Raw genomic sequence first — 24,134 nt, forward strand, 5'->3', positions numbered from 1 at the left:
ATATATGGCCGTAGAACCTGATCGTTGGGGGGTGGTATACAACCCTAAAGCCGGAAGTCGGAAAGCACAGAAGCGTTGGAAGGCAATACGTGATTATATGGACAGTCGTGGAGTACGGTATGACTATGTACATTCGGAGGGATTCGGTTCGGTTGAAAGACTTACCCGTACGATGGCAAATAACGGATACCGTACGATTGTTGTGGTAGGCGGAGACGGTGCAATCAATGATGCGTTGAACGGACTGATGACTTCGGATGTGGAAGATAAACATGAGATAGCCGTGGGAATTATTCCCAATGGCATTGGGAATGACTATGCCAAATACTGGGGGTTGGACTCGGATGACTATAAGGGTGCCGTTGAGGTATTGATTAACCGCCGTTTGAGAAAGGTGGATGTGGGTGTTTTCAGCTATTATGACGGAAAGACACATCAGACCCGTTATTTCCTCAATGCCTTATATATAGGGTTGGGGGCCCGCATTGTCCTTATTACCAATGAACCCCGCCGTTTTTGGGGAATTCCTTTGCTTTCATATCTTTCTTCCTTGTTCTTGGTAGCATTTGAACGGAAGTTGTACAGAATGCATCTGAAGGTTAATGACGAACATATCCGCGGACGTCTGATGGCTGTAGCTATCGGGAGCGGACGGGGATACGGGCTTACTCCTAGTGCCGTGCCTTACAACGGATGGCTGGATGTGTCATTGGTGTACCGGCCTCAGTTACGTGAATTGATTTCGGGATTATGGATGCTCCAGCAGGGACGTTTGCTGAACCACAAGACGGTAAAGCCTTACCGTACACGTCATGTGAAGATTCTGCGTGCCCAGAATGCGGAAATCAGTCTGGACGGACGTATCTGGTTCGACCGTCATTTCCCTATTGATATAACCATCGCTCCGGAAGCGTTGACTTTAATAATTCCTAATTGATAATATGATGATACAGACTATCTCTGATTTGAAACAAAGCGATAATTTTTTTCTGTTGGCCGGACCATGTGTGATTGAAGGTGAAGATATGGCTCTCCGGATTGCCGAAAAAGTGGTCAAGATTACCGACAGGTTGGATATACCTTATGTATTTAAGGGATCATACCGTAAAGCTAACCGCTCTCGGTTGGATTCGTTTACAGGCATCGGTGATGAAAAGGCTTTGAAAATCCTGGCAAAGGTGCGTGACACATTCGGGGTGCCTGTGGTAACCGATATACATTCGGCAGATGAAGCTGCCATGGCTGCCGAGTATGTAGATGTACTCCAGATACCGGCTTTTCTATGCCGGCAGACCGACTTGCTGGTGGCTGCTGCAAAAACAGGAAAGATGGTGAACATCAAGAAAGGACAGTTTCTTTCGCCGGGTGCCATGCGTTTTGCGGCCGATAAGGTGGTTGAAGCGGGAAATAGCCAGGTGATGCTTACCGAACGCGGTACGACATTCGGATATCAGGATCTGATAGTTGACTATCGGGGCATTCCGGAAATGCAGACATTCGGTCATCCGGTTATTCTAGATGTTACCCATTCCTTACAGAAACCCAATCAGACTTCGGGGGTGACCGGTGGAATGCCTCAGTTGATAGAGACTATTGCAAAAGCCGGTATTGCAGTAGGTGTGGACGGTTTGTTCTTGGAAACCCATGAGGATCCGTCGGTAGCTAAAAGTGACGGAGCCAATATGTTGAAACTTGATTTGCTGGAAGGCTTGTTGGAAAAGCTGGTCAGAATACGTCAAAGCATCCGTTAAGTAATATGAGAAGGACGGCATTTGATGAACATGGTTAAATCGGATGCCGTTTTGTTTTTAATATATGGTTTGTATACAGAAGAAAAAATGGGCGGTATTGACAATACTGCTGTTCTGGATATCGTTTGTATATGCGCAGAATGAGGCCTTGATCTCAGCTGATGAATCGGAAACCCTGTTGGAGAAGGTGACAGGAAAGAAACCGGAGATTGACTGGGCCCACATGAATGTACAGTTTGCTACGTCGGCCAATGTAGAATTTGAAAATAACTCGTTTGATGAAGCTGCCTTTAAGGTCAATCGGGTAAGGTGGGAAGTATTAGGGTCTTTCGGTAAAAGGTTTTCTTATCATTTCCGGCAGATATTGAATACGCATACAACGCCGGGGTATTCGCTGGATAATTTGTCGGGACAGGTGGAACTGGCTATGGTAGGCTGGCAGTTGGATGACAGGCTGTTACTTACTGTAGGCAAACAGGCCGTGCAATTCAGTGGATATGAATGTTGGGTCAATGCGATCAAGGTTCGTTACTATTCTGATTTCAATAACTATCTTCCCTGTTATCAGGCAGGTGTCAATTTAGGTTATACCTTGAACGACCGTCACGAACTGAACTTCCAGCTTGTGAACAACCGGAACGGAAGTACGGAAGAAATGTTCCGTTATGCATTGTCCGAAGGGATAGCGGAATCTAAGGTCCCGTTATTGGGGACTTTAAATTGGGCCGGACATTTTGTTGACAGGGCTTTACAGTTGCGCTATTCGTTGTCATACGGACAGCTGGCGAAGGGTAAGAATATTTTTTATTTTACTTGCGGTAATGCCTGGGACAAAAAACCTTTCCTGGCATATATTGACTTTATGTATTCACGGGAAGGTCTGGACACCAAAGGGCTGATCAGCGAGTTGACTTTCCGGAACGAAAGTCCGGGCTATACGGTTGGATACGTAGACTATTTCACAACCATAGCTAATGTAGACTATAGGTTGGGTAAGAACTGGAACATGTATCTGAAAGGTGTCTATGAAATAGGGAATGTATATAAGTCGCAGGAAGGATTGGCTGCAGGAAACTACCGTAAGACTTGGAATTCGCAAGTGTGTATCGAGTATTATCCGATGCAGAATAGTGAACTGCAGCTTTATCTGCATTTCCTATATAAACGGACTTGCCTGAGCCGGCGTGCACAGGCATTGGGGGCAGAAGATGTGAGCTGGCAGCGTATTTCGTTGGGGCTTGTCTATACTTTGCCTGTTTTCTGAATCCTGAAAATTTATAAACGGTTTACCTTGGTACATATTTAAATAAAAAACTATATCTTTGCACGCATAAAAGCAATGACATAGTTCCATTAAAGTAAAAAGATATGCTTACAATTAAACAAATTACTGAGGATACCGAAAAGGTGATCCGTGGATTGGAAAAGAAGCATTTTGCCAATGCGAAAGAGGCTATTGCGCAAGTGCTGGAATTAAATGACAGAAGACGTACAGCTCAAAACCAATTAGATAAGAACCTGGCAGAGGTTAATTCGACTTCGAAGACTATCGGTGCCCTGATGAAAGAGGGTAAGAAAGATGAAGCTGAAGCAGCAAAGGCGCGTGTAGCGGAAATCAAGGAAGCTAGCAAGGAACTTCAGGCTCAGATGGATCAGGCTGCCGAGGACTTGCAGAACCTGCTTTATACCATACCGAATGTACCTTATGAGGAAGTACCGGAAGGTGCGACGGCAGAAGACAACCTTGTTGTCAAGATGGGCGGTATGGAAACTGAACTTCCTAAGGATGCACTGCCGCATTGGGAGCTGGCAAAGAAATATAATCTGATTGATTTCGATTTGGGAGTAAAGATTACAGGAGCCGGTTTTCCGGTATACAGGGGACAAGGTGCCCGTCTTCAGCGTGCTTTGATCAATTTCTTCCTGGATGAAGCCCGTGCTGCAGGTTATGAAGAGATTATGCCGCCGACGGTGGTAAATGCCGCATCTGGCTATGGTACAGGACAGCTTCCTGATAAGGAAGGGCAGATGTATCATTGTAATCTGGACGACTTGTATTTGATTCCTACAGCTGAAGTTCCTGTAACTAATATTTATCGTGATGTAATCCTTGACGAAAAACAGCTCCCGATTAAGAATTGTGCATACACCCAATGTTTCCGCCGTGAGGCCGGTTCTTATGGTAAGGATGTACGTGGGTTGAATCGTCTGCATGAATTCTCAAAGATAGAACTGGTTCGGATTGACAAGCCTGAACATTCCAGACAATCTCATCAGGAAATGTTGGATCATGTGGAAGGTTTGTTGAAAAAGCTGGAACTTCCATATCGTATTCTTCGTCTGTGTGGTGGTGATATGAGTTTTACCGCTGCCATCTGTTATGATTTTGAAGTGTATTCAGAGGCACAGAAACGTTGGTTGGAGGTTTCTTCAGTATCCAACTTCGATACTTATCAGGCAAACCGTTTGAAGTGCCGTTACCGCAATGCCGATAAGAAGACCGAGTTGTGCCATACTTTGAATGGTTCAGCATTGGCTTTACCACGTATCGTTGCAGCTTTGCTTGAAAATAACCAGACTCCGGAAGGTATCCGTATACCGAAGGCATTGGTTCCATATTGTGGATTTGACATGATTAAGTAATAAATATCTATATATAGAAAAGAGAAGCTGTCTGGATTGGCCGGACAGCTTCTCTTTTTTTGTATGTTAATTTTATGTTGCTCGACATTTATTTGAAAAGTGATTTTGACAAAAAGCTAGTTTTACGTACAAAAATTCCAATTAAATTCAAAAAAAGGAGTTTTTAATTTTGCTTTCTCTATATAATTACTAATTTTGAGCTATAAAATAACATTTTATAGAACTACTAACAATAACCTTAATATAACAACTATGAGTTATTTACGATTTGACAAAACGCTAATGACGAATCTGGAAGAATCTCTTCCACGTGAAATTCTTCGTACGAATCGTTCGGGTGCGTACCATTGTTCTACTATTGTAGATTGTAATACTCGCAAATATCATGGTTTGTTAGTCATCCCTATTCCAGAGTTGGATGACGATAATCATGTATTGCTTTCGTCACTGGATGAAACTGTGATACAGCATGGAGCTGAATTCAATTTGGGCCTGCATAAATATCATGGCGACAATTTCAGTCCACGTGGTCATAAGTATATCCGCGAGTTTGAGTGTGAAAAAGTACCTACAACCGTTTATCGGGTAGGAGGGGTTGTTTTGAAAAAAGAGAAGGTATTTGTGCATCATGAGAACCGGATCTTAATCCGGTATACCTTGGTAGAAGCACATTCGAAGACTATTCTTCGGTTTCGGCCCTATCTTGCATTCCGCAGTGTACGACAGTATACACATGAAAACACTCAGGCAAGCCGTCATTATGATGAAGTGAAGAACGGCATCAAAACATGTATGTATCCGGGATATCCGGAACTTTATATGCAATTGAACAAGGAAAATGAATTCCATTTTCAGCCTGACTGGTATAGGGGAATTGAATATCCGAAAGAACAGGAACGTGGTTATGATTTCAATGAGGATCTTTATGTACCCGGATATTTTGAGGTTGAAATAACGAAGGACCAACCGATCGTTTTTTCGGGCAGTGTTTCTGATATTGGGGACATTGATCTGAATAACTTGTTTACTGAGGAAATGGAACGGCGTATACCGCGTAACAATTTTAAAAATTGTCTGATAAATGCCGCACACCAGTTCCTGAATAAACAAGGAGGAGAATCGTACGTATTGGCCGGTTATCCATGGTTCAAATGTCGTGCCCGTGATATGTTCATCTCTTTGCCGGGACTGATGCTTGCCATCAATGAGGTCGAGAAGTTCGAAATCGTCATGAATACTGCCATGAAGGCAATATATGCATTTATTAAAGGTGAAGAGTGTGATTTGAAGATTACAGAAATTGAACATCCTGATGTGTTATTGTGGTGTGTATGGACCATTCAGCAATATGCCAAGATGGTCTCAAGAGAACAGGCCCGTGCCAAATATGGTGTATTACTGAAAGATATCATGACTTTTCTTGTTGAGGGTAAACATCCCAACATGCAGATCCATGATAACGGTTTGATTTATTCGGCCGGTAAAGACAAAGCTGTCAGCTGGATGAATGCAACTGTCAACGGTCGTCCTGTTACTCCACGTTCAGGATATCTTGTAGAATTCAATGCGTTGTGGTATAATGCGCTGATGTTTGTGTCCGAACTGTTGGGTGAAGCCGGTGACGAAGAATTTGCACGACGTCTGGTCCAGATCGCTGAAAAGACCGGTCAGTCGTTTAAAGATACATTCCTGAATGAATATGGCTATTTGCTTGATTATGTAGATGGGGATATGATGGACTGGAGTGTCCGTCCTAATATGATTTTTGCTGCAGCTTTCGACTATTCTCCGTTGGATGCAAAGCAGAAAAAGGGAGTTATAGATATTGTAACGAAGGAGTTGCTTACTCCTAAGGGTATCCGTTCTTTGAGTCCGAAAAGTGGGGGATACAACCCTAATTATGTAGGTCCGCAAATTCAGCGTGATTATGCTTATCACCAGGGAACGGCATGGCCATGGCTTGAAGGGTTTTACCTGGAAGCATATATGCGTATCTATAAACGTAGTGCCATTTCATTTGCTAGGCGTCAGCTGATAAGTTATGAAGATCAGATGAGTTGTCATTGTTTGGGTTCTATCCCTGAACTATTTGATGGCAATCCACCGTTCCAGGGTCGTGGAGCCGTTTCATTTGCAATGAATGTGGCCGAATTATTGAGAACTTTAAATCTATTGGATAAATATGACAATCAATAAGTGGGAGGAAAGACTATGAAAGTTTTAATGTTTGGATGGGAATTTCCTCCTCATATTCTAGGAGGTTTGGGAACAGCAAGCTATGGCTTGACCAAGGGACTTGCCCAACAATCGGATATGGAGATAACTTTCTGTATTCCTAAACCGTGGGGAGACGAAGATCAGAGTTTTTTGAAAATCATAGGAATGAACAGCGTGCCTATTGTATGGCGTGATGTCCAGTGGGATTATGTCAAGAGCAGGGTAGGCAAGTATATGGATCCTCAGTTGTATTATGATTTGCGAGACCATATCTATGCCGATTTCAGCTATATGCATACCAATGATTTGGGATGTTTGGAATTTTCTGGGCGTTATCCTGATAATCTGCACGAAGAAATAAACAATTATTCCATTGTGGCTGGGGTCGTAGCACGTCAGCAGCAGTTTGATATTATCCATTCTCATGACTGGCTGACTTATCCTGCCGGTATTCATGCCAAGCAGGTATCAGGTAAACCGCTTGTAATCCATGTGCATGCTACTGATTTTGATCGTAGTCGCGGTAACGTCAATCCTACTGTCTATTCAATAGAGAAGAACGGTATGGATCATGCTGATTGTATTATGTGTGTAAGTGAACTGACACGTCAGACCGTCATAAATAAATATTACCAGGATCCTCGTAAGGTATTTACTATGCATAATGCGGTAGCACCGTTGTCGAAAGAAATCCAGGAAATAGTACCAAGGAAAAATCCGAAAGAAAAGATTGTCACTTTCTTGGGCCGTATTACAATGCAGAAAGGACCTGAATATTTTGTGGAAGCTGCGGCTATGGTCTTGAAACGTTGCCGTAACGTACGTTTTGTAATGGCCGGTAGCGGTGATATGATGAATGCAATGATTCGTTTGGCTGCAGAAAGAAGTATTGCCGATAGATTTCATTTCCCTGGATTTATGAAAGGTAAACAGGTTTATGAGGTATTGAAAGCAAGTGATGTCTATATTATGCCGTCGGTATCCGAACCTTTCGGAATATCTCCGTTGGAAGCAATGCAGTGTAGTGTGCCGACTATCATTTCCAAACAATCGGGATGTGCTGAAATTTTGGATAAATGCATCAAGATCGATTATTGGGATATTCATGCAATGGCAGATGCTATCCATTCTATATGTACGAATCCGGCACTTTATGAGTATCTGCGTGATGAAGGAAAGAAAGAAGTTGATGGTATTGTGTGGGAGAAAGTTGGCCTGAAGATACGTGCATTGTATGATCAGGTATTAAGAAATTATGGTAAATAAAAAAATTATACGCTATATATTATGAAAACAATCTGTCTTTATTTTGAAATACACCAGATCATTCACTTGAAACGTTATCGTTTCTTCGAAATAGGTACCGATCATTATTATTATGACGATTTTGCTAATGAACAGGGAATCAATGAAGTTGCGGAACGTTCTTATATTCCTGCTTTAAAGACCTTGATTGGAATGGCAAAGGAAAATGAAGGAGCATTTAAAGTCGCTCTTTCCATTTCGGGTGTTGCCTTGGAACAATTGGAGATTCATGCGCCAGCTGTTATTGAGTTGTTGCATGAATTGAATGCAACCGGATGCTGCGAATTCATTTGTGAACCGTATTCACATGGCTTGTCTTCTTTGGCTAATGAAGATTGTTTCAGGGAAGAAGTAAACCGGATGCGTCGTAAGATTAAAGATTATTTCGGGAAAGAGCCTAAGGTATTCCGTAATTCCAGCCTGATTTATGATAACGAAGTTGGTGGTATTGTAGCTGATATGGGATTCAAGGGTATGCTGATTGAGGGTGCAAAACATGTTTTGGGTTGGAAAAGTCCTCATTATCTGTATCATTGCGCAGAAAATCCTAATCTGAAATTGTTGATGCGTGACTTTAAGCTTTCAGATGATATCAGTCTACGTTTCTCCAACTCGGAATGGAGTGAATATCCTCTGTTTGCCGACAAGTATATCGGTTGGATTGATGCGTTGCCCGAAAATGAGCAGATTATCAATATTTTTATGGAATTGTCTGCTTTGGGTATGGCCCAGCCGTTATCGTCAAATATTCTTGAGTTCCTGAAAGCTTTGCCTATATGTGCAAAACAGAAAGGAATAACATTCTCTACTCCGACGGAGATTGTCACTAAGTTGAAATCTGTGGATATGGTGGATGTTCCTTATCCGATGTCATGGTCAGACGAGGAAAGGGATATCAGTCCATGGTTAGGTAACGTCATGCAGCGTGAGGCATTCAATAAATTGTATAGTGTTGCCGAACGTGTGTATCTGTGTGATGACAGTCGTATCAAGCAAGACTGGTATTATCTGCAGGCTAGTAACAATTTCCGTTTTATGACTACTAAGGATACGGGAGTTGGACTGAACCGTGGTATTTATGATTCTCCATACGATGCCTTCACCAATTATATGAATATTTTAGGTGATTTCCTGGGGCGTGTAGATGCTTTGTATCCGGTTGATATGGATAATGAAGAATTAAGCTCTTTGTTGACTACAATCAAGAACCAGGGAGAGGAATTAGCCCAAGTAACGGCAGAAAGGGATAAATTGCAGGAAGAGTTGAAAAAATATCAGGAAGCAGCAAAGAAAACCACGGCAAAAAAAACGACAGCTTCTAAAAAAGTGTCTTCCAAAAAAACGGCAACTAAAGAATGAATTTGATTCATAACTTTATAGAGATTTGATAAAAAGCTCATTTACTGTTTGATATGAAAACATGTAAATGAGCTTTTTATTAGATGGCGCTGCTTTGAATTTTAGCAACATGATGTGTCTTTGCAGCAACAATCGGTAGTTTCACATTCGATAGTACTATGATTGATTCCTTTATGGTGCAGTTCGGTTTTTAGTTGGTGCTTGATTTCTTCCATATGGCTGAGGTTATCAATTACAATATGAACTGTGGCTGCATTCTCAGTGGTGCTTACTGCCCATACATGGAGATGGTGCCAACTGATGATTCCCGGAGTTTGAGATATGGTTTGTTCTATTTCGTTTATGTCTATATTTTCAGGAACGGCATCCAATGTCAAGAACAGACTTTCTTTCAGTAGTTTCCAGGTTGATATCAGAATAATGAGAGCAATAACCAGGCTGATAACAGTATCAATGATGACAAAATCGGTAAATGTTATGATAATACCCGAGATGACAACTCCTATTGAGACGAGCGTATCCATTACCATATGAAGGAATGCACCGTGTATGTTAAGGTCATGTTTCTGGTCACGCATTAACAGCCATGCTGTTATTCCGTTGATGATGATACCGATTCCGGCTGTCCACGAAATAGCTTCTCCCGAAACAGGTACCGGATGTTTGAGTTTGTAAAAGCTTTCAATCAGGATTCCACCGACAGCAACCAATAGTATAATGGCATTTATCAGGGAGACTAGAATTGTACTTTTCTTGTATCCGTAAGTGAAATGGCGGTTTCCATGGTGCTTGGACATACGGAATGCAAAAAGTGAAAGAAGTAGGCTGAAGACGTCGCTTAAATTATGTCCGGCATCAGACAGCAGCCCGAGTGAATTGTAAAAAAAACCTACTCCGGCTTCAATGATGACGAAAGCCAGATTAATAAGGATACATACAATAAAAATCGTATTGAGCGAAGTAATTGTATGAATGTGTTCGTGTGAATGATGATGTTCCATAAAAAATATCTAATTAAAATTTGTCAGCAAAAATATAGCTTAAGAGTAACATTTTCAAGGGATATAGGTCCTCGTTATATTATTTGAGGTTAAGTTTGCAACTTGGTTGCAGTAATTGGCTAAAAAAACTATTAAAAAATGTAAAAAAGGAAGAGGCAAAAGTATCATATTGAGTTATTTGTATTTACTTTGATGATGTTTAAAATCAAATATTAAAACTATGGACGAATTAATTGCAAAAATCAAGGAATTGAGTGCGGCTTTACTTGCAGATGCGGAGTTGCAGTCGGCTAAAGGTAACAAGGCAGCAGGAACAAGAGCTCGTAAGTCTTCTTTGGAATTGGAAAAAGTGTTGAAAGAATTTAGAAAGGTTTCTCTGGAAGAATCTAAGAAATAATTGTTTTGCCACTTTGGTTGGAGAGGTTGTATCATATTTCTTGAGTAGGGATATGATATAGCCTCTTTTATTTTTGTCTTTTTCATTGGGGTTTATTTCTTGAACTTTGTATTTTTGTATTGTGTCCGTCCATTTATTGTGAAATATGAGAAAGATCTTTAATTATGTTCTTGCTGGCTGTCTTTGTATATGTTTATGCATTTCCTGTAAAGGACGTGCACAAAAGGAAATGTCGTATACAGAAGCGGATTCGATGAACAGATTATCCTATGAAATGCGATATAAAGATCTTGAGATATCGATGAAAGCAGCAATCCGGGCATATGAACTTTCATCAGAAAATACGACACAACGTGTTACAGCCTTGAATAATTGGGGTTTCTGTACTTTTATGAGGATGGATTTCGAAAAAGCTTCGGATCTTTTCCTGAAAGCCCGTGAGGAAGGAAACAATGAAATAGAATTGCTGGTATCGGATGTAGGTATGATGAAAATATGTCAACGTACTGCCATGAACAAAGAGTTTTACGATTACCGTAACAGTGCTTTGAGAAGGATGAAACGTATCAGTGAAGATGGGGCCGTCATTACAGATAAGAATGAGAAAAGGCGTTTGAATTATGCTGTTTCTGAATTTTATATTGTATCTAGCGTCTATTATTATTATCTGCAGCAGCATAAGGAGTCAGAAGAGGCTATAGACTCCGTTACGGACGATATGCTGGATGGAGATATGGCCCAATGGATTTATTACCGTTATATGAAGGGAGCTGCCGGGTTGTACGAAGCTCCTACCCGTGACCAGGCTGTTATCGGTGAATTGAAGCTTCTTGCAAACAGTCTGATGGCCAGTCGGTCGGGGGGATATATTTATTTTGAAGCGAATACGTTGCAGGCTATTGCCGAACTATTGAATTTCCGCCAGAACAGAGAATTGTTGGAAAAGGAACATTCCAGTGTATTGCATCTTATCAATGATGAAGACCTTCCGATGGATAGTTTGCCGTTGTATTGTGCCAGAAAAGCGTTGGGATTGTTCAAACAATACGGTGATTGGTATCAGATCTCGGGAGTATATCGTACCATTGCTACATATTATAATTATTCCGGTCAGTCGGAAAAGGCTTTGCCTAATTTGCAGAAGGCATTGAATTACGTGAATCTGCATCATGAGAAATATTATCATTGTTTGGATACGACCGATCGTCTACAGGTTTATATTCCTAATGCCGGACGTCCGATAGAATTGAAGTGGATTGTTGATGATAACATCAAGACAATTCCTGAATGGATATTGAGGTTGCGTGAACAGTTGAGCCGTACCTATTCTGCTTTGGGTATGAAACAGGAATCGGATTATAACCGTAACATTTATCTGGATCTGTTGGACTATACCCGTCAAGACAAAGCTTTGGAAAGCCGTTATGCTGCTTTAGAGTCGGAATCCAAACAACTGAATGTATTGCTTCTGCTGGTAATTGTGGGGTTTTTCATTCTGATGTTCCTAATCTTTATATTGAATAGGCTATGGCGGAGACATAATGTCCATTATTTGTCTGCATTGAAGAAAATCCAGGATCTGTGCCATAAGATAACTTCGGCTGTACCGGTTCATGCAACTGGAAACCAAGAGGCAGTGGAAGTTATCCTGGAAACAATTAAAGAGGATTTCCTGAAAATATTCGATGCGGCCGATATGCAGATAAATCTGGATGAGGAGATTTCTGATTCTCAAGAACTACGCTCCGAGTCTATATTGCCGCAGTCTGTCAGGTTTTATTATTATGATCTGATATCTCCCGGACGGTCGGAAAGGATTGGGAGGCTTGCATTGGCGCTATACCGCCCTTTAGGAAAAGAGAATGAAAGTCTGCTCCATCTGTTATTGCCGTATCTGGCATGGACGTTAGAGAACGGGCTGAATCTGGTTTCTTTGGACGATGAAAGAAGGCGTTTGGAGAAGGAGCAATATATTCATGAACAACATGTAATTGAAAACAAGCGTCAGAACGTAATAAAGAAGGCTTGTCTGTCTATTGTTACAGGAATATTGCCCTATATAGACCGTGTCATAAATGAAGTGCATAAACTGCGGTGTGCTTCATATACCCGTGAAGCGGAAGTAAAGAAAAGGAAATATGCATATATTGAGGAGCTTATTACCCGCATCAATGAGTATAATGATATTCTGGCCTTATGGATCAAGATGCGTCAGGGAGCCTTAAGCCTGAATATAGAGAATTTTGAGCTGAATGAACTGTTTTCTATGATAGCCAAAGGGCGTCGTTCTTTTGAGATGAAACGTCAGGAACTGGTTGTCAGACCGACAGATGCGGTTGTGAAGGCCGATAAGGCCTTGACTCTATTTATGATTAATACTTTGGCCGAAAATGCCCGGAAATATACGCAGGAAGAGGGACGGATTGAGATTTTTGCAATTGAATCAGAAAGGTATGTAGAGATATCGGTAAAGGACAACGGGCCGGGCCTGTCACATGAGGATGTACAGCGGATACTGGGGGAGAAGATTTATGATTCAGGGAGTATCGGAATTTCTACAGCTGCTGATGTTTCTGAACTTCAGAAACAGAAGGGGCATGGCTTTGGATTGATGAACTGTAAAGGAATTATTGAAAAGTACCGTAAAACTAATCCTATATTCGACGTATGTTGTTTTGAGATAGAAAGTGAGGTAGGTAAAGGCAGCCGTTTTTATTTCAGACTACCGAAAGGATTACGCAGGTTATTATCCGTCTGTGTGTTATGTGTTATGTCTGTTTTGGGTATAGGTTGTACTCATAATCGAATGGATACGGATGTAGAAGCAGGAAATATTGATGTAGGTTATGACAGTTTGCTGGTCATTGCGAACGATTTTGCTAATGCAGTCTATGATTGCAATGTAAACGGTCGGTATGAGGATGCTTTGTTTTATGCAGACAGTGTCCTTTATTATATGAATGCACATTATCTACGTTATTCAGGAAAGCAGACTCCTCTTCTTAAACTTTACGATGCAAGTCAGGAAGCTGCCGAGCAGGTTTGGTTAGAAAATAATTTCAATACCGATTACTATATATTGCTGGATGTACGTAATGAAGCGGCTGTCGCCGGATTGGCTGTCAAGGATTTCCGTATCTATTTCTATAACAATACAGCATATGCCGTATTATATAAGCAGATAAGTCAGGATCATTCTTTGGAATATTATTGCCGTCAGATGCAACAGTCGGCCAGTAATAAGATGATAGCTATAGCATTGTTTATTTTGCTGGTTATCGGTAGTCTGGTCGGATATTATCTGCTATATTTGCGTCATAGGTTGCATTACCGGTATAATATGGAACAGGTATTTACAATCAATAAGGCTGTTTTTTCAGCAGTCCAACCTATAGAACAGGAAAACTGGAATATTTCGGAAATTCTGTCAGGCCGTTTTTTCATTGAGTTGAATGAACTGATACCTATATCGGATATGGCTTTAGCGGTATATGATGAGGATACCTCCAAATTGATCTTTACATTCAGGAAAGAGCAGGAACATGATGATTTGTGTAATCAGATGCAGCGCTGTTTCGACAGGCGCCAGAAGATGTGGAAGGGAGCCGGTGAGTGGAGCTGTTTCCCTCTGAATGTAGAGGTTGGTAATGAAGAACATTGCACGGGCGTGCTGGCTATTCGGTCTGTATTGCCTCATACCAGAGAAGAGGATAAGGTGCTTGTCGAGTTGGTTATGAGTTATCTTGCCGTTATGTTATATAATACAGTTGTGCGTGTCCGCAGAAAATATGGTGATATAGAACTGGCCCAGGATGAGGCACGCCGGACCTCTTATGAGGAAAATATGTTGCATGTCCAGAATATGGTTTTGGATAATTGTTTGTCAACCATAAAGCACGAAACGATTTATTATCCGAACAGGATTAAACAGATTATTGATAAGTTGAACAGTCATGATGTGATTGATATTGAAGATGAACAGAAACAATTACAGACAATAGATGAACTGGTAAATTATTATAAAGATATTTTTTCTCTGTTAAGTTCTTGTGCGGCAAGGCAGTTGGAGGAAATAACATTTCGTCGTGCAGAAGTGAATGTAAAGGAACTGATGGATAATGCGATTAAATATTTGAAGAAAAGTACACGGAAACTGGATTATATATTAGATTTTCAGGTAGATGGTGCAGAAGATAGGTTGTTTGTGATAGGGGATAAGGTCTTGTTGTCCTTTTTACTTGAGAATCTGTTGGATGAAGCTGTCCGTTACCGCGTATCTGGGACCTTGTTGCTTTCTGCGGTTAAAGAAAAGGAATTTGTCCGTTTCAGTTTTACGGATACTCGTCGTACCTTTGGGCAGGAAGAGTTAAATGAGCTCTTTTATCCGTCATTGTCACGTATGAAGAAAGTGAATACAGGAAATGAACTTGAAGGAACAGAATATTTGGTGTGTAAGCAGATTATTCGTGATCATGATGAATATGCAGGGAAGAGGGGCTGTCGTATAAATGCTTGTCCGGCTGTGGACAATGGATTTACAGTCTGGTTTACGGTTCCTCTGGATAACAGAATATAAGAATAGAAATAGTATGGAAAAGTTTAAAGTTATCATTGTAGAAGATGTCAAACTGGAATTAAAGGGGACGGAAGAAATTTTCCGTCATGAGATACCGAATGCTGAAGTAATAGGTACAGCCATGACTGAGGCCGAATTTTGGACTTTATTGGAACAACAGACACCGGATTTGGTCTTGTTGGATCTCGGACTGGGAGGATCGACAACTATTGGTGTCGATATTTGCGCAAGATTGCATAAGGAACGTCCGGAATTGAAGGTGCTGATTTTTACAGGTGAAGTATTGAATGAGAAATTGTGGGTTGACGCTTTGGATGCAGGAGCTGACGGTATTATTCTGAAAACTGGTGAATTGTTGACAGCTACTGATGTAGAGGCTGTCATGGCTGGAAAGAAACTTGTTTTCAATTATCCAATATTGGAAAAAATTGTGGAGCGTTTTAAACAATCGGTAGCTGCCGAACAGCGTCGTCAGGAAGCCATTATCAATTATGATATAGATGAATACGACGAACGTCTGTTGCGTCATCTCGCTTTAGGATATACTAAGGAGATGATTACAAATTTGAAGGCTATGCCGTTTGGCGTGAAATCGATAGAAAAACGTCAGAATGAATTGGTAAACCGTCTGTTCCGTCCGGACGAAAGGAGTGGTGTAAATGCATGTCGTTTGGTTACCCGTGCATTCGAACTACGTATTTTGGATATAGACAATTTGGAACCCGATGATGAGTAGGCATGAATAAGCGTATTCTACATCCGGCTACTGTCTTTTTCCTCCTTACATTATGGGTGGCTGTCTTTTCATGGGTGGGAAGTATCTATGAATGGACTGATGTACGTAGTCTGTTAAGTTCTGAAGGTTTTAGGTGGCTATTACGCTCTTTGAACAGTAATTTTATTGACAATCCTTTTCTTGGAAACTTGTTGATCATATTCTTTGGCCTGGGACTTTGGATGCATTCGGGATTATGGGCGTTATTGAAACGGATACTTATCTACCGTAAGAAGCCTTCCCGTAAGGAGCAGAGGGCATTGGTATGCAGTATGTCTGTCGGAATATTCTGTTGCATCGTCTGTTGCACATTGGCATGGGGGCCATGGGGGATTGTGCGAAGTATCAGAGGTACATTATCTAATTCTCCCTTTATGGACGGGTTTTGGTGTCTGGTTTCTGCCAGTATGGGATTGATGTCAATAGTATATGCATATAGTATGGATTATTACCGGAGGGATAAGGATATAGTAGACGGTATGTCATATAGTTTTGTACGTTTGGGCAGTTATTTTGTCATTTTGTTTTTTGTCTCACAGTTCTTTGCATGTTTTCATTATACGCATTTGGATATCTGGGCTGGAATATCGGAACGGGTTTATAATGTTTCATTCCTGATATGTTGTATTTTATCTTTGCTATGGGTTGCCAATAAGTCAAAAAATCCTAATGAATAATATATTTTGCATTTGTTTTCTGGGATTTATATGTTAATGGATTATATTTGGACTTGTCTAATTTATTGTATAGAGTATATGAAAAAATTTATGTGGATGGCGGTGGCAGGAGTTTTGTCATTTGCTGCTTGCCAGGAAAAACCTGGTTACAGAATCAGTGGTACTATAGAGGGCGTAACCGATGGTGATACAGTCTATTTGCAAGATTTTGTAAATGGAAATTTGGTTAAGATAGATTCAGCTATCGTGAAAGACGGAAGTTTCGAATTTACCGGTAATCCGGATTCGGTTACAGTTAGTCGTTATGTTACCTATATGAAAGGTAATCAGCAGATGACGGCTATGGTATTCATAGAGAAAGGGGATATCAAGCTAAGTATGGCATCTCAGGCAAATATGGTGTCTGGAACAGAATGTAACGATGCTTATCAGCAGTTCATGGATAAATTCATTGCAATGAATAAGGAAATTTCAACGATTTATCAGCAGAGTCAGAATGATTCCCTTACTGATGAACAACGTCTGCAACTGGAAAACCAGCTCGCTGAGAAAGATAGTCTGGGAACGGAAATGGTATTTGAAACTATTTCGTCAAATATCGGGAATTTGGTAGGGGTACAGTTGCTGACATCTTATGCCGATGCGTTTGATCCTGTCAAAGTTGAAGGTTTGTTAGCTAAGATTCCGGCTGCATACAGCTCTAATCCCGATGTTGTTGCGTTGAAAAACCGTGTTACAACTCTTTCAAAAACAGCCGTAGGTCAGTCGTTTGTAGATTTCACGATGAATACTCCGGAAGGAAAGAGTGTGAAGTTGTCGGATTTTGTAGGACAGAACAAATATACTCTGGTAGATTTCTGGGCTAGTTGGTGTGGTCCTTGCCGCAGAGAAATGCCGAATGTAGTCGAAGCCTATAAAGCATTCAGCAAGAAAGGTTTCGGTATTGTAGGTGTTTCTTTGGATGAAAGTGCTGAAGATTGGAAGAAAGCAATCAAGGACTTGAACATTACATGGCCTCAGATGTCTGATCTGAAAGGATGGCAAAGTGAGGGAGCTGCGTTGTATGGTGTACGTGCCATCCCTGCTACTGTATTGATTGACCAACAGGGAAATATTGTGGCCCGTGATTTGCGTGGTGACCAGTTGATGTCAAAACTGGGTGAATTGATGAAGTGATGAGAATTTAAAATAGGCGGAGGGGCTTCCCCTGCAGAATTCACTGCTGTGGGGAAGCCCCTCCGGTTTATATGGGCGTTGTTATTTGTTATATTTTTGGATAAGGTTGGATGCTATCTCGTCACCCAGATCTTTGGCTTTCTGAAGATTGGCCATCCCTTCCTGTTTCTTGTTCTGCTGTATTTGTGTATAACCCAGCATGCGGTAAGCCGGTGCATTTTTCGGGTCGAGTTCTAAGGCTTTTCCTAAAGCTTCGGAAGCTTCTTTTAGCTGGTTGACGCGCAGGTGTACGCCCCCTTTTTCAACATAATAGATTGCATTTTTAGGATCGAGTTCGATAGCTTTGTCAATATCCTGGATTGCTTGCATATACATGCGTCCTTCCATTTCTGCGTTCATTCGTGTCAGATAAAATTCAGCTGAAACTTGTCCGAGCATGGCATCATAGAAGTCATTGTAGTCCATTACGGCTCCACGGAAATCTTTCATATCCGCTTTTACCCGTGCCCGTTCATACAGATAAGGAGCGGCATCTTTACCATATGGTTTGACATAAAAGGCAACCGCACTGTCCATTAAGGCCACAACTTCTTTCTTGTCCGTACCTTCCGAGAGTTCCTTGGCCTTTGCTGCAGCATAGTAGGAAGCGGCCGAAGCCATCTTACTCTTGTTTACTTCACAATATGCGTTAAATGCTTCCGGATATTTCTGCATGGCAAAATAGATATCACCTTGAGTCTGGTAATAAAGAGGTTCCTGAGTAATGCTGATTGCTTCATTGATTTCATTGAGAGCACGTTCCCACGTCCAGTCCTTGTAGGCCTGTTTCCCTTTTAATCCGAGCTGATAGGTATATAGAAGTTTAGCGATGTTGTAACATGCCTCCTCTTTTTTCTCAGCTTCTTTTTTCATTGTTTCCAAATCTTCTTCAGCCAATGCATAGTGAGCTTCGTCTCCCATATTCATATAGATGGAAGCACGTCGGAGGTATCCTTCGGTATTTTTGGGATAGGCGGCAATAAAATCATTCAGCAGCAACAAGTAATCGTTTTGGTTCAGTTGGGACGCTGCCATGATCACATAGACTTGTGCCTGGTCTTCGTTTTCCGGCAATGCTTTTTTTATGCCGATGGTATTTAACGCCATGTCATTGAGTGAAAGGGCATTTATACTCAAAGCCGAGACAAATTTTATTCCGATAGCGTAGCTTTCCTTACTTTCAGTATCTGCATTCTTTTGGATTAAGGCAAGGACTTCACCATCAGCATTCATTACAGGGCAGCTGATGGTCTTGTCGGTCGTCTGCATGTTGATGGTATAATAGTAGGAATCATTGGATATGGTATCTACTTTCGCTATGGTTCCGTTCTGGCCGGTTGTTGCTTTTTGGGTTGAATAGGGAAGGAGATACACGGTTTCACCTATTTTCACTTCCTTTGTGGCTGGCTGTAATGCGCCGGATTTCTTGTCTGCCTCCGTCCTGAATTTTACTACATCATAAATGTCATTTGCTCCCAGTATAGCGGTTACAGGAAGCTCCTTCCCGTCGGCCGTAACTATTACTGCATGATCGGCTCCTTTAAAAAGAGTATAGTCTGAAACTGCGGTTCCGTCGGTATTGATGTAGAATCCGTTTCCTGTATTTAGAATTTTATTGTCTTTGGAATAGGTAATGACTGAAAAAACCGCTTTTCTGGCTTTGTCTGCCCATTTGGGTAATTCTTGGGCCAAACCGGTCTGGAACAACATGCCACAAGCGAGTATAATGATTGCTTTTCTCATATATTAAAATTTAGTTTACTTTTGTTTTTCCGAAAAACCACGTTGTTTTATTGCTTCATAAATCAGAATGCCGGCAGCAACGGAAACATTCAATGACTCAATGGACCCGAATAGAGGTATCTTGATCCATTCATCACATAAAGCAAGGTGTTCATAGGGTACACCGGTATCTTCAGCTCCCATGATGATACATGTAGGATTATGATAGTCGGCTTTCGTATAATCATAGTCACCTTTTTCCGTAGCAGCTACAATCTTGAATCCGCTGTCTTTCAGGAATCTGATTGTGTTACTTAAATTGTTTTCACGGCATACCGGGATGGTATGTAATGCACCGGCCGATGTCTTGATGGCGTCGGCATTTACGCTGACGCTGTTTTTTGCCGGGATGATGATGGCGTCTACTCCTGCACATTCACAGGTACGTGCGATAGCACCGAAATTCCGTACATCTGTAAGTCCGTCAAGCATAATCAGCAAAGGATTTTTCCCTTGTTCAAACAGATACGGAACAATGTCTTCAGTATGTTGGTAAGTGATAGGGGAGATAAAGGCAACCACTCCCTGGTGATTTTTCTTGGTGATGCGGTTGATGCGTTCAACCGGAACACGCTGGACCGGGATAAATGTGTCTTTCAGAGCTGCAAACAGTTCTTTGGAGAGTTCGCTTTGGATATCTTTTTTTACTAAAACCTTGTCAATCTCTTTTCCGGCCTGAATCGCCTCGATGACGGCTCTGACTCCGAATATCATTTCGTTCTTTTCTATCATAATTTGTTTCTTGTAGTTTGTTGAATTATTGGTTCATTCCCAATAAGGAACGGGCATTGTTTATGGCTGCTTCTGTCAGGGTTGTGCCACTTAGCATATTGGCTATTTCCCGTACCCTTTCTTCTGCGGTAAGCAGACGGATGTGGCTGTTGGTACCGGAATCTGTATCTTCCTTGTATACTTTATAATGTGCTGTACCTCTGGCTGCGATTTGTGGCAGGTGGGTAATGCTGATGACTTGCCGGTTTTGACGTCCCATATCTTGCATGATGAGAGCCATCTTTTCGGCTATTGATCCGGAAACGCCGGTATCAATTTCGTCAAAAATGATTGTCGGGAGTTTGACAGCTCCGGCAATCATGGCTTTCAGAGACAACATTACGCGTGCTATTTCTCCGCCCGAAGCTATTGATGCCACATTCTGGAGGCTTCCGTTCTTATTGGCTGAGAACAGGAAGTTTACGCTGTCCATGCCTTTTGCATCGGGTTCCTTGCGTGGATTCAGTTCTACGGCAAAACGTACGTTCGGCATACCCAATGGGACCAACAACGATTTCATATGCTCTTCTATGTGTCTGGCTGCGACACTCCTTGTCTCTGTCAAAATTTTCGCTTGCTCCATCACTTGCCGGTAAAGAGTATCTTTTTTTCTGTTCAGCTCGGCAATATGTTCATCAAATGAAGTGATGGACTCCAACTCTTCTTCATATGTCTGCTGTAGTTTCAGCAAATCTTCGATGTTGTCCGTATGGTGTTTCTGCTGCAGGTTATATATCAGGTTCAGCCGTTCATTTACATAATCCAGTCGTGAAGGATTGAACTCAATCCCTTCTTCTGCATTCGACAGGTCATGTGCGATATCTTTCAGTTCAATGTAACAGCTTTGCAGACGTTCCACCCATTCGGCTGCCGGAGAATACACGTTGGATATGTTCTGCAATGTCTGGATACATTCTCTGGTTTGTAAGAGTGTACCTCCTTCATCATTGTCGACAAGCTGTTTGGCTTTATACAAGCTGGCTTTTATATCTTCAGCATGACTCAGAGTTTCGGCCTCTTGTTCCAATATCTTCTGTTCGTTTTCCTTGAGTCCGGCCTCCTTGAGCTGTTCCAGCTGGAAACGGATATAGTCTTCATCCTGACGGCTTTTTTCCGCTTGTCCGATAAAATCATCCAGTTCTTTACAAATCTGCTTGTAGTCGCTGTATATTTTATGGTAGTTGTCCAATTGTTTTCCGTCTTGGGCCAGAATATCCAATATGTTCAGTTGGAACCCTTCTTTATTCAGCAACAGGTTCTGGTGTTGGCTATGTATATCTATCAGTTTTTCACCCAGAACCTTCATCTGTGCCAGTGAAGCAGGGGTGTCATTGATGAATGCCCGGCTTTTTCCGTTTATACCGATTTCCCGCCTGATAATGCACTCTTCTGGATCATATTCGATGTCATTTTCGGCAAAAAAATCTTCCAGCCCATAAGTGGCAATTCTGAACTTCGCTTCAACTATACATTTTGAAGCTCCGTTCTTGATAGCCTTTACATCGGCGCGTTGTCCCAGCAACAGGCCTATCGCTCCCAGAATGATGGATTTGCCGGCACCTGTCTCGCCTGTAATGACTGAAAAACCGGATGTAAAACTGATGTCCAGTTTGTCTATCAACGCATAGTTCTGTATATAGAGGGACTGTAACATAGTACTCTAGTCATTTGGTCGGTTGAATAAGGAAACCAGTTTATCGACAATATCCTGAGCTACCTCCCGTTTGTCCTTCAATGGATAGGAAGTTGCTCCCTGACGGTCGATAATGGTTATTTTGTTTGTATCGCACCGGAAGCCGGCACCTTTGTCTCTTAGAGAATTCAATACGATATAGTCGAAGTTTTTGCGTGCCAGTTTGTCCTGTGCGTGAGCCACTTCGTCATCTGTCTCTAAAGCAAATCCTACCAGTTTCTGTCCTCTTCCTTTCAGCTTGCCTAATGATGCAGCTATATCTTCTGTAGGTTTCAGGTGCAGTACCAGATCATCTTTTCCCCGTTTGATTTTTTTGTCTGATGTCACTTCCGGAGTAAAGTCGGCTACTGCTGCGCATAAAATTCCTGCATCGGCATCCTTGTAGGCTTCTATGGCTGCCTTGCACATCTGGCCGGCACTTTCCACATCAATACGACGGATGTTCGGATGTCGGGTAGCCAGGTTTACCGGACCGCTTATCAATGTAACTTCCGCTCCGCGTCCGGCACATGCCTCTGCCAGTGCATATCCCATTTTCCCCGACGAATAGTTTCCTATGAAACGTACCGGATCAATCTTTTCATAGGTAGGACCGGCAGTTATCATTACTTTTTTGCCTTTCAGGTCTTCATTCCTGCTGAAGAATACCTCAAGGATATCCACTATCTTTTCGGGCTCTTCCATACGTCCTTTACCGATCAGGTGACTGGCCAGTTCTCCTGCCGCCGGTTCGATAATGTGGTTTCCGTATGAGCGGAGAATGTCCAGATTGTGTTGCGTCGACGGATGGGCGAACATATCCAGATCCATTGCCGGAGCTATGAAAACTGGAGCTTTCATAGACAAATACGTGGTGACCAGCATGTTGTCGGCTATGCCATGAGCCATTTTCCCTATTGTTGATGCCGTAGCGGGGGCAATTACCATAGCATCTGCCCATAGTCCCAAATCTACATGGCTGTGCCATGTCCCGTCTCTTTGTGAGAAGAATTCGCTGATGACCGGTTTGCTTGTCAAAGCCGACAAGGTAATGGGTGTAATGAATTCTTTTCCTGCAGGAGTGATGACAATCTGTACTTCTGCTCCTTTCTTGATCAGTGCACGGGTAAGTATGGCTGCCTTATAGGCCGCTATGCTTCCTGTAATGCCCAGAACTATTTTCTTTCCTTTCATCATATCATTTCATCAACCCGCTTTCACGCAGTTTGATTTTAGTCAAAACATTCTTTGTATTCAGGGTGAAGTCACCATTCAGTATCCATCCGTAGTACCCAGGGTCACGCTGTAGAACTTCAGCTACCGGTATTCCTTTGTATTTCCCGAAATTGAATATTTCTACGCCTTTGTCGTCATACACAATCCGTCCGGCAAAATCTACATTTTTGCTATAGGTAGAATATTCCGACAGAAAATCGATATCGTTTTCCAGAATTTCCGGATAGTGGTCGAGTTGGGCCTTCAATACTTCATAAGTTGCACGTGTATCCGCTTCTGCTGTATGTGCATCTTCCAGGTTCTTGCCACAATAGAATTTATAGGCGGCCGAAAGGGTACGCTGTTCCAGTTTGTGGTAAATAACCTGGACATCAATGAATTTACGTCTGGTCAGGTCTATATCAATCCCTGCGCGGAGAAATTCTTCGACCAGTACCGGAACATCAAAGCGGTTTGAGTTGAATCCGGCTATATCACAGCCTTCAATGTCTTTGGCAATGTCTTTTGCCACTTCCTTAAAGGTCGGACAGTCGGCAACATCTGCATCATAGATTCCGTGGATGGCACTTGAAGCTTCCGGAATATGCATTTCCGGATTGATGCGCATAGTCTTGCTCTCTTCATTCCCATTAGGGTAGACTTTCAGATAACAGATTTCTACGATACGGTCGGTATTTATATTGGTACCCGTAGTTTCCAGATCGAAGAAAACCAGCGGATTCTTTAAGTTCAGTTTCATATCTTGTGTCTAATAAAT

At 41.9% G+C, this 24,134-nt stretch carries 18 protein-coding genes; 12 read left to right on the plus strand and 6 right to left on the minus strand.

All coding sequences use genetic code 11. The features are described from left to right. Positions 1-4 precede the first annotated feature (4 nt). The 7 genes from BQ7489_RS09365 (at position 5) to BQ7489_RS09395 (ending at position 9,275) form a co-directional block, all read left to right on the plus strand. A complete protein-coding gene (locus BQ7489_RS09365; RefSeq protein ID WP_072530776.1) occupies positions 5-937 on the plus strand; it encodes a diacylglycerol/lipid kinase family protein in 933 nt (310 codons plus the stop codon). Between the two features lie 7 nt (positions 938-944). Further along, positions 945-1,751, plus strand: a complete 807-nt coding sequence (kdsA, locus tag BQ7489_RS09370) for a 3-deoxy-8-phosphooctulonate synthase (protein WP_072532106.1) — start codon at positions 945-947, stop codon at positions 1,749-1,751. Between the two features lie 64 nt (positions 1,752-1,815). After that, a complete protein-coding gene (locus BQ7489_RS09375; protein ID WP_072530777.1) occupies positions 1,816-3,015 on the plus strand; it encodes a porin in 1,200 nt (399 codons plus the stop codon). Between the two features lie 104 nt (positions 3,016-3,119). Next, entirely contained in the window at positions 3,120-4,394 is a 1,275-nt protein-coding gene (serS, locus tag BQ7489_RS09380) for a serine--tRNA ligase (RefSeq protein WP_072530778.1), read from the plus strand. A gap of 252 nt (positions 4,395-4,646) precedes the next feature. Beyond that, complete coding sequence (locus BQ7489_RS09385) at positions 4,647-6,590, plus strand: glycogen debranching enzyme N-terminal domain-containing protein (RefSeq protein ID WP_072530779.1); 1,944 nt, start codon at positions 4,647-4,649, stop codon at positions 6,588-6,590. A 15-nt stretch (positions 6,591-6,605) separates the two neighbouring features. After that, positions 6,606-7,877, plus strand: a complete 1,272-nt coding sequence (locus tag BQ7489_RS09390) for a glycosyltransferase family 4 protein (RefSeq protein ID WP_072530780.1) — start codon at positions 6,606-6,608, stop codon at positions 7,875-7,877. A gap of 21 nt (positions 7,878-7,898) precedes the next feature. Further along, positions 7,899-9,275 (plus strand): glycoside hydrolase family 57 protein, encoded by a 1,377-nt coding sequence (locus BQ7489_RS09395; RefSeq protein ID WP_072530781.1) that lies wholly within the window; start codon positions 7,899-7,901, stop codon positions 9,273-9,275. A gap of 101 nt (positions 9,276-9,376) precedes the next feature. On the opposite strand, the gene BQ7489_RS09400 is transcribed toward BQ7489_RS09395, so the two are convergent. Next, positions 9,377-10,276 (minus strand): cation diffusion facilitator family transporter, encoded by a 900-nt coding sequence (locus tag BQ7489_RS09400; protein WP_072530782.1) that lies wholly within the window; start codon positions 10,274-10,276, stop codon positions 9,377-9,379. Positions 10,277-10,496: 220 nt separating this feature from the next. On the opposite strand from BQ7489_RS09400, the gene BQ7489_RS09405 reads away from it, so the two are divergent. From BQ7489_RS09405 to BQ7489_RS09425, 5 genes are all read left to right on the plus strand, one after another. Continuing rightward, positions 10,497-10,673 (plus strand): histone H1, encoded by a 177-nt coding sequence (locus BQ7489_RS09405; protein ID WP_072530783.1) that lies wholly within the window; start codon positions 10,497-10,499, stop codon positions 10,671-10,673. Between the two features lie 145 nt (positions 10,674-10,818). Then, positions 10,819-15,249 (plus strand): DUF5113 domain-containing protein, encoded by a 4,431-nt coding sequence (locus BQ7489_RS09410; RefSeq protein WP_072530784.1) that lies wholly within the window; start codon positions 10,819-10,821, stop codon positions 15,247-15,249. A 13-nt stretch (positions 15,250-15,262) separates the two neighbouring features. Next, positions 15,263-15,985, plus strand: coding sequence for a DUF5932 domain-containing protein (locus BQ7489_RS09415; protein ID WP_072530785.1), 723 nt, complete (start codon positions 15,263-15,265; stop codon positions 15,983-15,985). 2 nt (positions 15,986-15,987) lie between these two features. Beyond that, entirely contained in the window at positions 15,988-16,701 is a 714-nt protein-coding gene (locus BQ7489_RS09420; protein WP_072530786.1) for an AbgT family transporter, read from the plus strand. A gap of 78 nt (positions 16,702-16,779) precedes the next feature. Next, positions 16,780-17,877: a TlpA disulfide reductase family protein gene (locus BQ7489_RS09425; protein WP_072530787.1), complete on the plus strand. Its 1,098-nt coding sequence runs from the start codon at positions 16,780-16,782 to the stop codon at positions 17,875-17,877. An 81-nt stretch (positions 17,878-17,958) separates the two neighbouring features. On the opposite strand, the gene BQ7489_RS09430 is transcribed toward BQ7489_RS09425, so the two are convergent. The 5 genes from BQ7489_RS09430 to BQ7489_RS09450 are packed head-to-tail and all read right to left on the minus strand — an operon-like array spanning position 17,959 to position 24,116. Next, positions 17,959-19,659, minus strand: a complete 1,701-nt coding sequence (locus BQ7489_RS09430; RefSeq protein ID WP_072530788.1) for a tetratricopeptide repeat-containing S1 family peptidase — start codon at positions 19,657-19,659, stop codon at positions 17,959-17,961. 15 nt (positions 19,660-19,674) lie between these two features. Then, positions 19,675-20,430, minus strand: coding sequence for a 23S rRNA (guanosine(2251)-2'-O)-methyltransferase RlmB (gene rlmB / locus BQ7489_RS09435; RefSeq protein WP_072530789.1), 756 nt, complete (start codon positions 20,428-20,430; stop codon positions 19,675-19,677). A 25-nt stretch (positions 20,431-20,455) separates the two neighbouring features. Further along, positions 20,456-22,123 (minus strand): DNA repair protein RecN, encoded by a 1,668-nt coding sequence (gene recN, locus BQ7489_RS09440; protein WP_072530790.1) that lies wholly within the window; start codon positions 22,121-22,123, stop codon positions 20,456-20,458. A gap of 6 nt (positions 22,124-22,129) precedes the next feature. Then, positions 22,130-23,335: a bifunctional phosphopantothenoylcysteine decarboxylase/phosphopantothenate--cysteine ligase CoaBC gene (coaBC, locus tag BQ7489_RS09445; protein ID WP_072532107.1), complete on the minus strand. Its 1,206-nt coding sequence runs from the start codon at positions 23,333-23,335 to the stop codon at positions 22,130-22,132. A 4-nt stretch (positions 23,336-23,339) separates the two neighbouring features. Then, on the minus strand, positions 23,340-24,116 hold the full coding sequence (locus BQ7489_RS09450; RefSeq protein ID WP_072530791.1) for a 3'-5' exonuclease: 777 nt from the start codon (positions 24,114-24,116) through the stop codon (positions 23,340-23,342). Positions 24,117-24,134: the final 18 nt, after the last annotated feature.

It is taken from the genome of Bacteroides ilei, assembly GCF_900128495.1.
Classification (GTDB): Bacteria; Bacteroidota; Bacteroidia; order Bacteroidales; family Bacteroidaceae; genus Phocaeicola; species Phocaeicola ilei.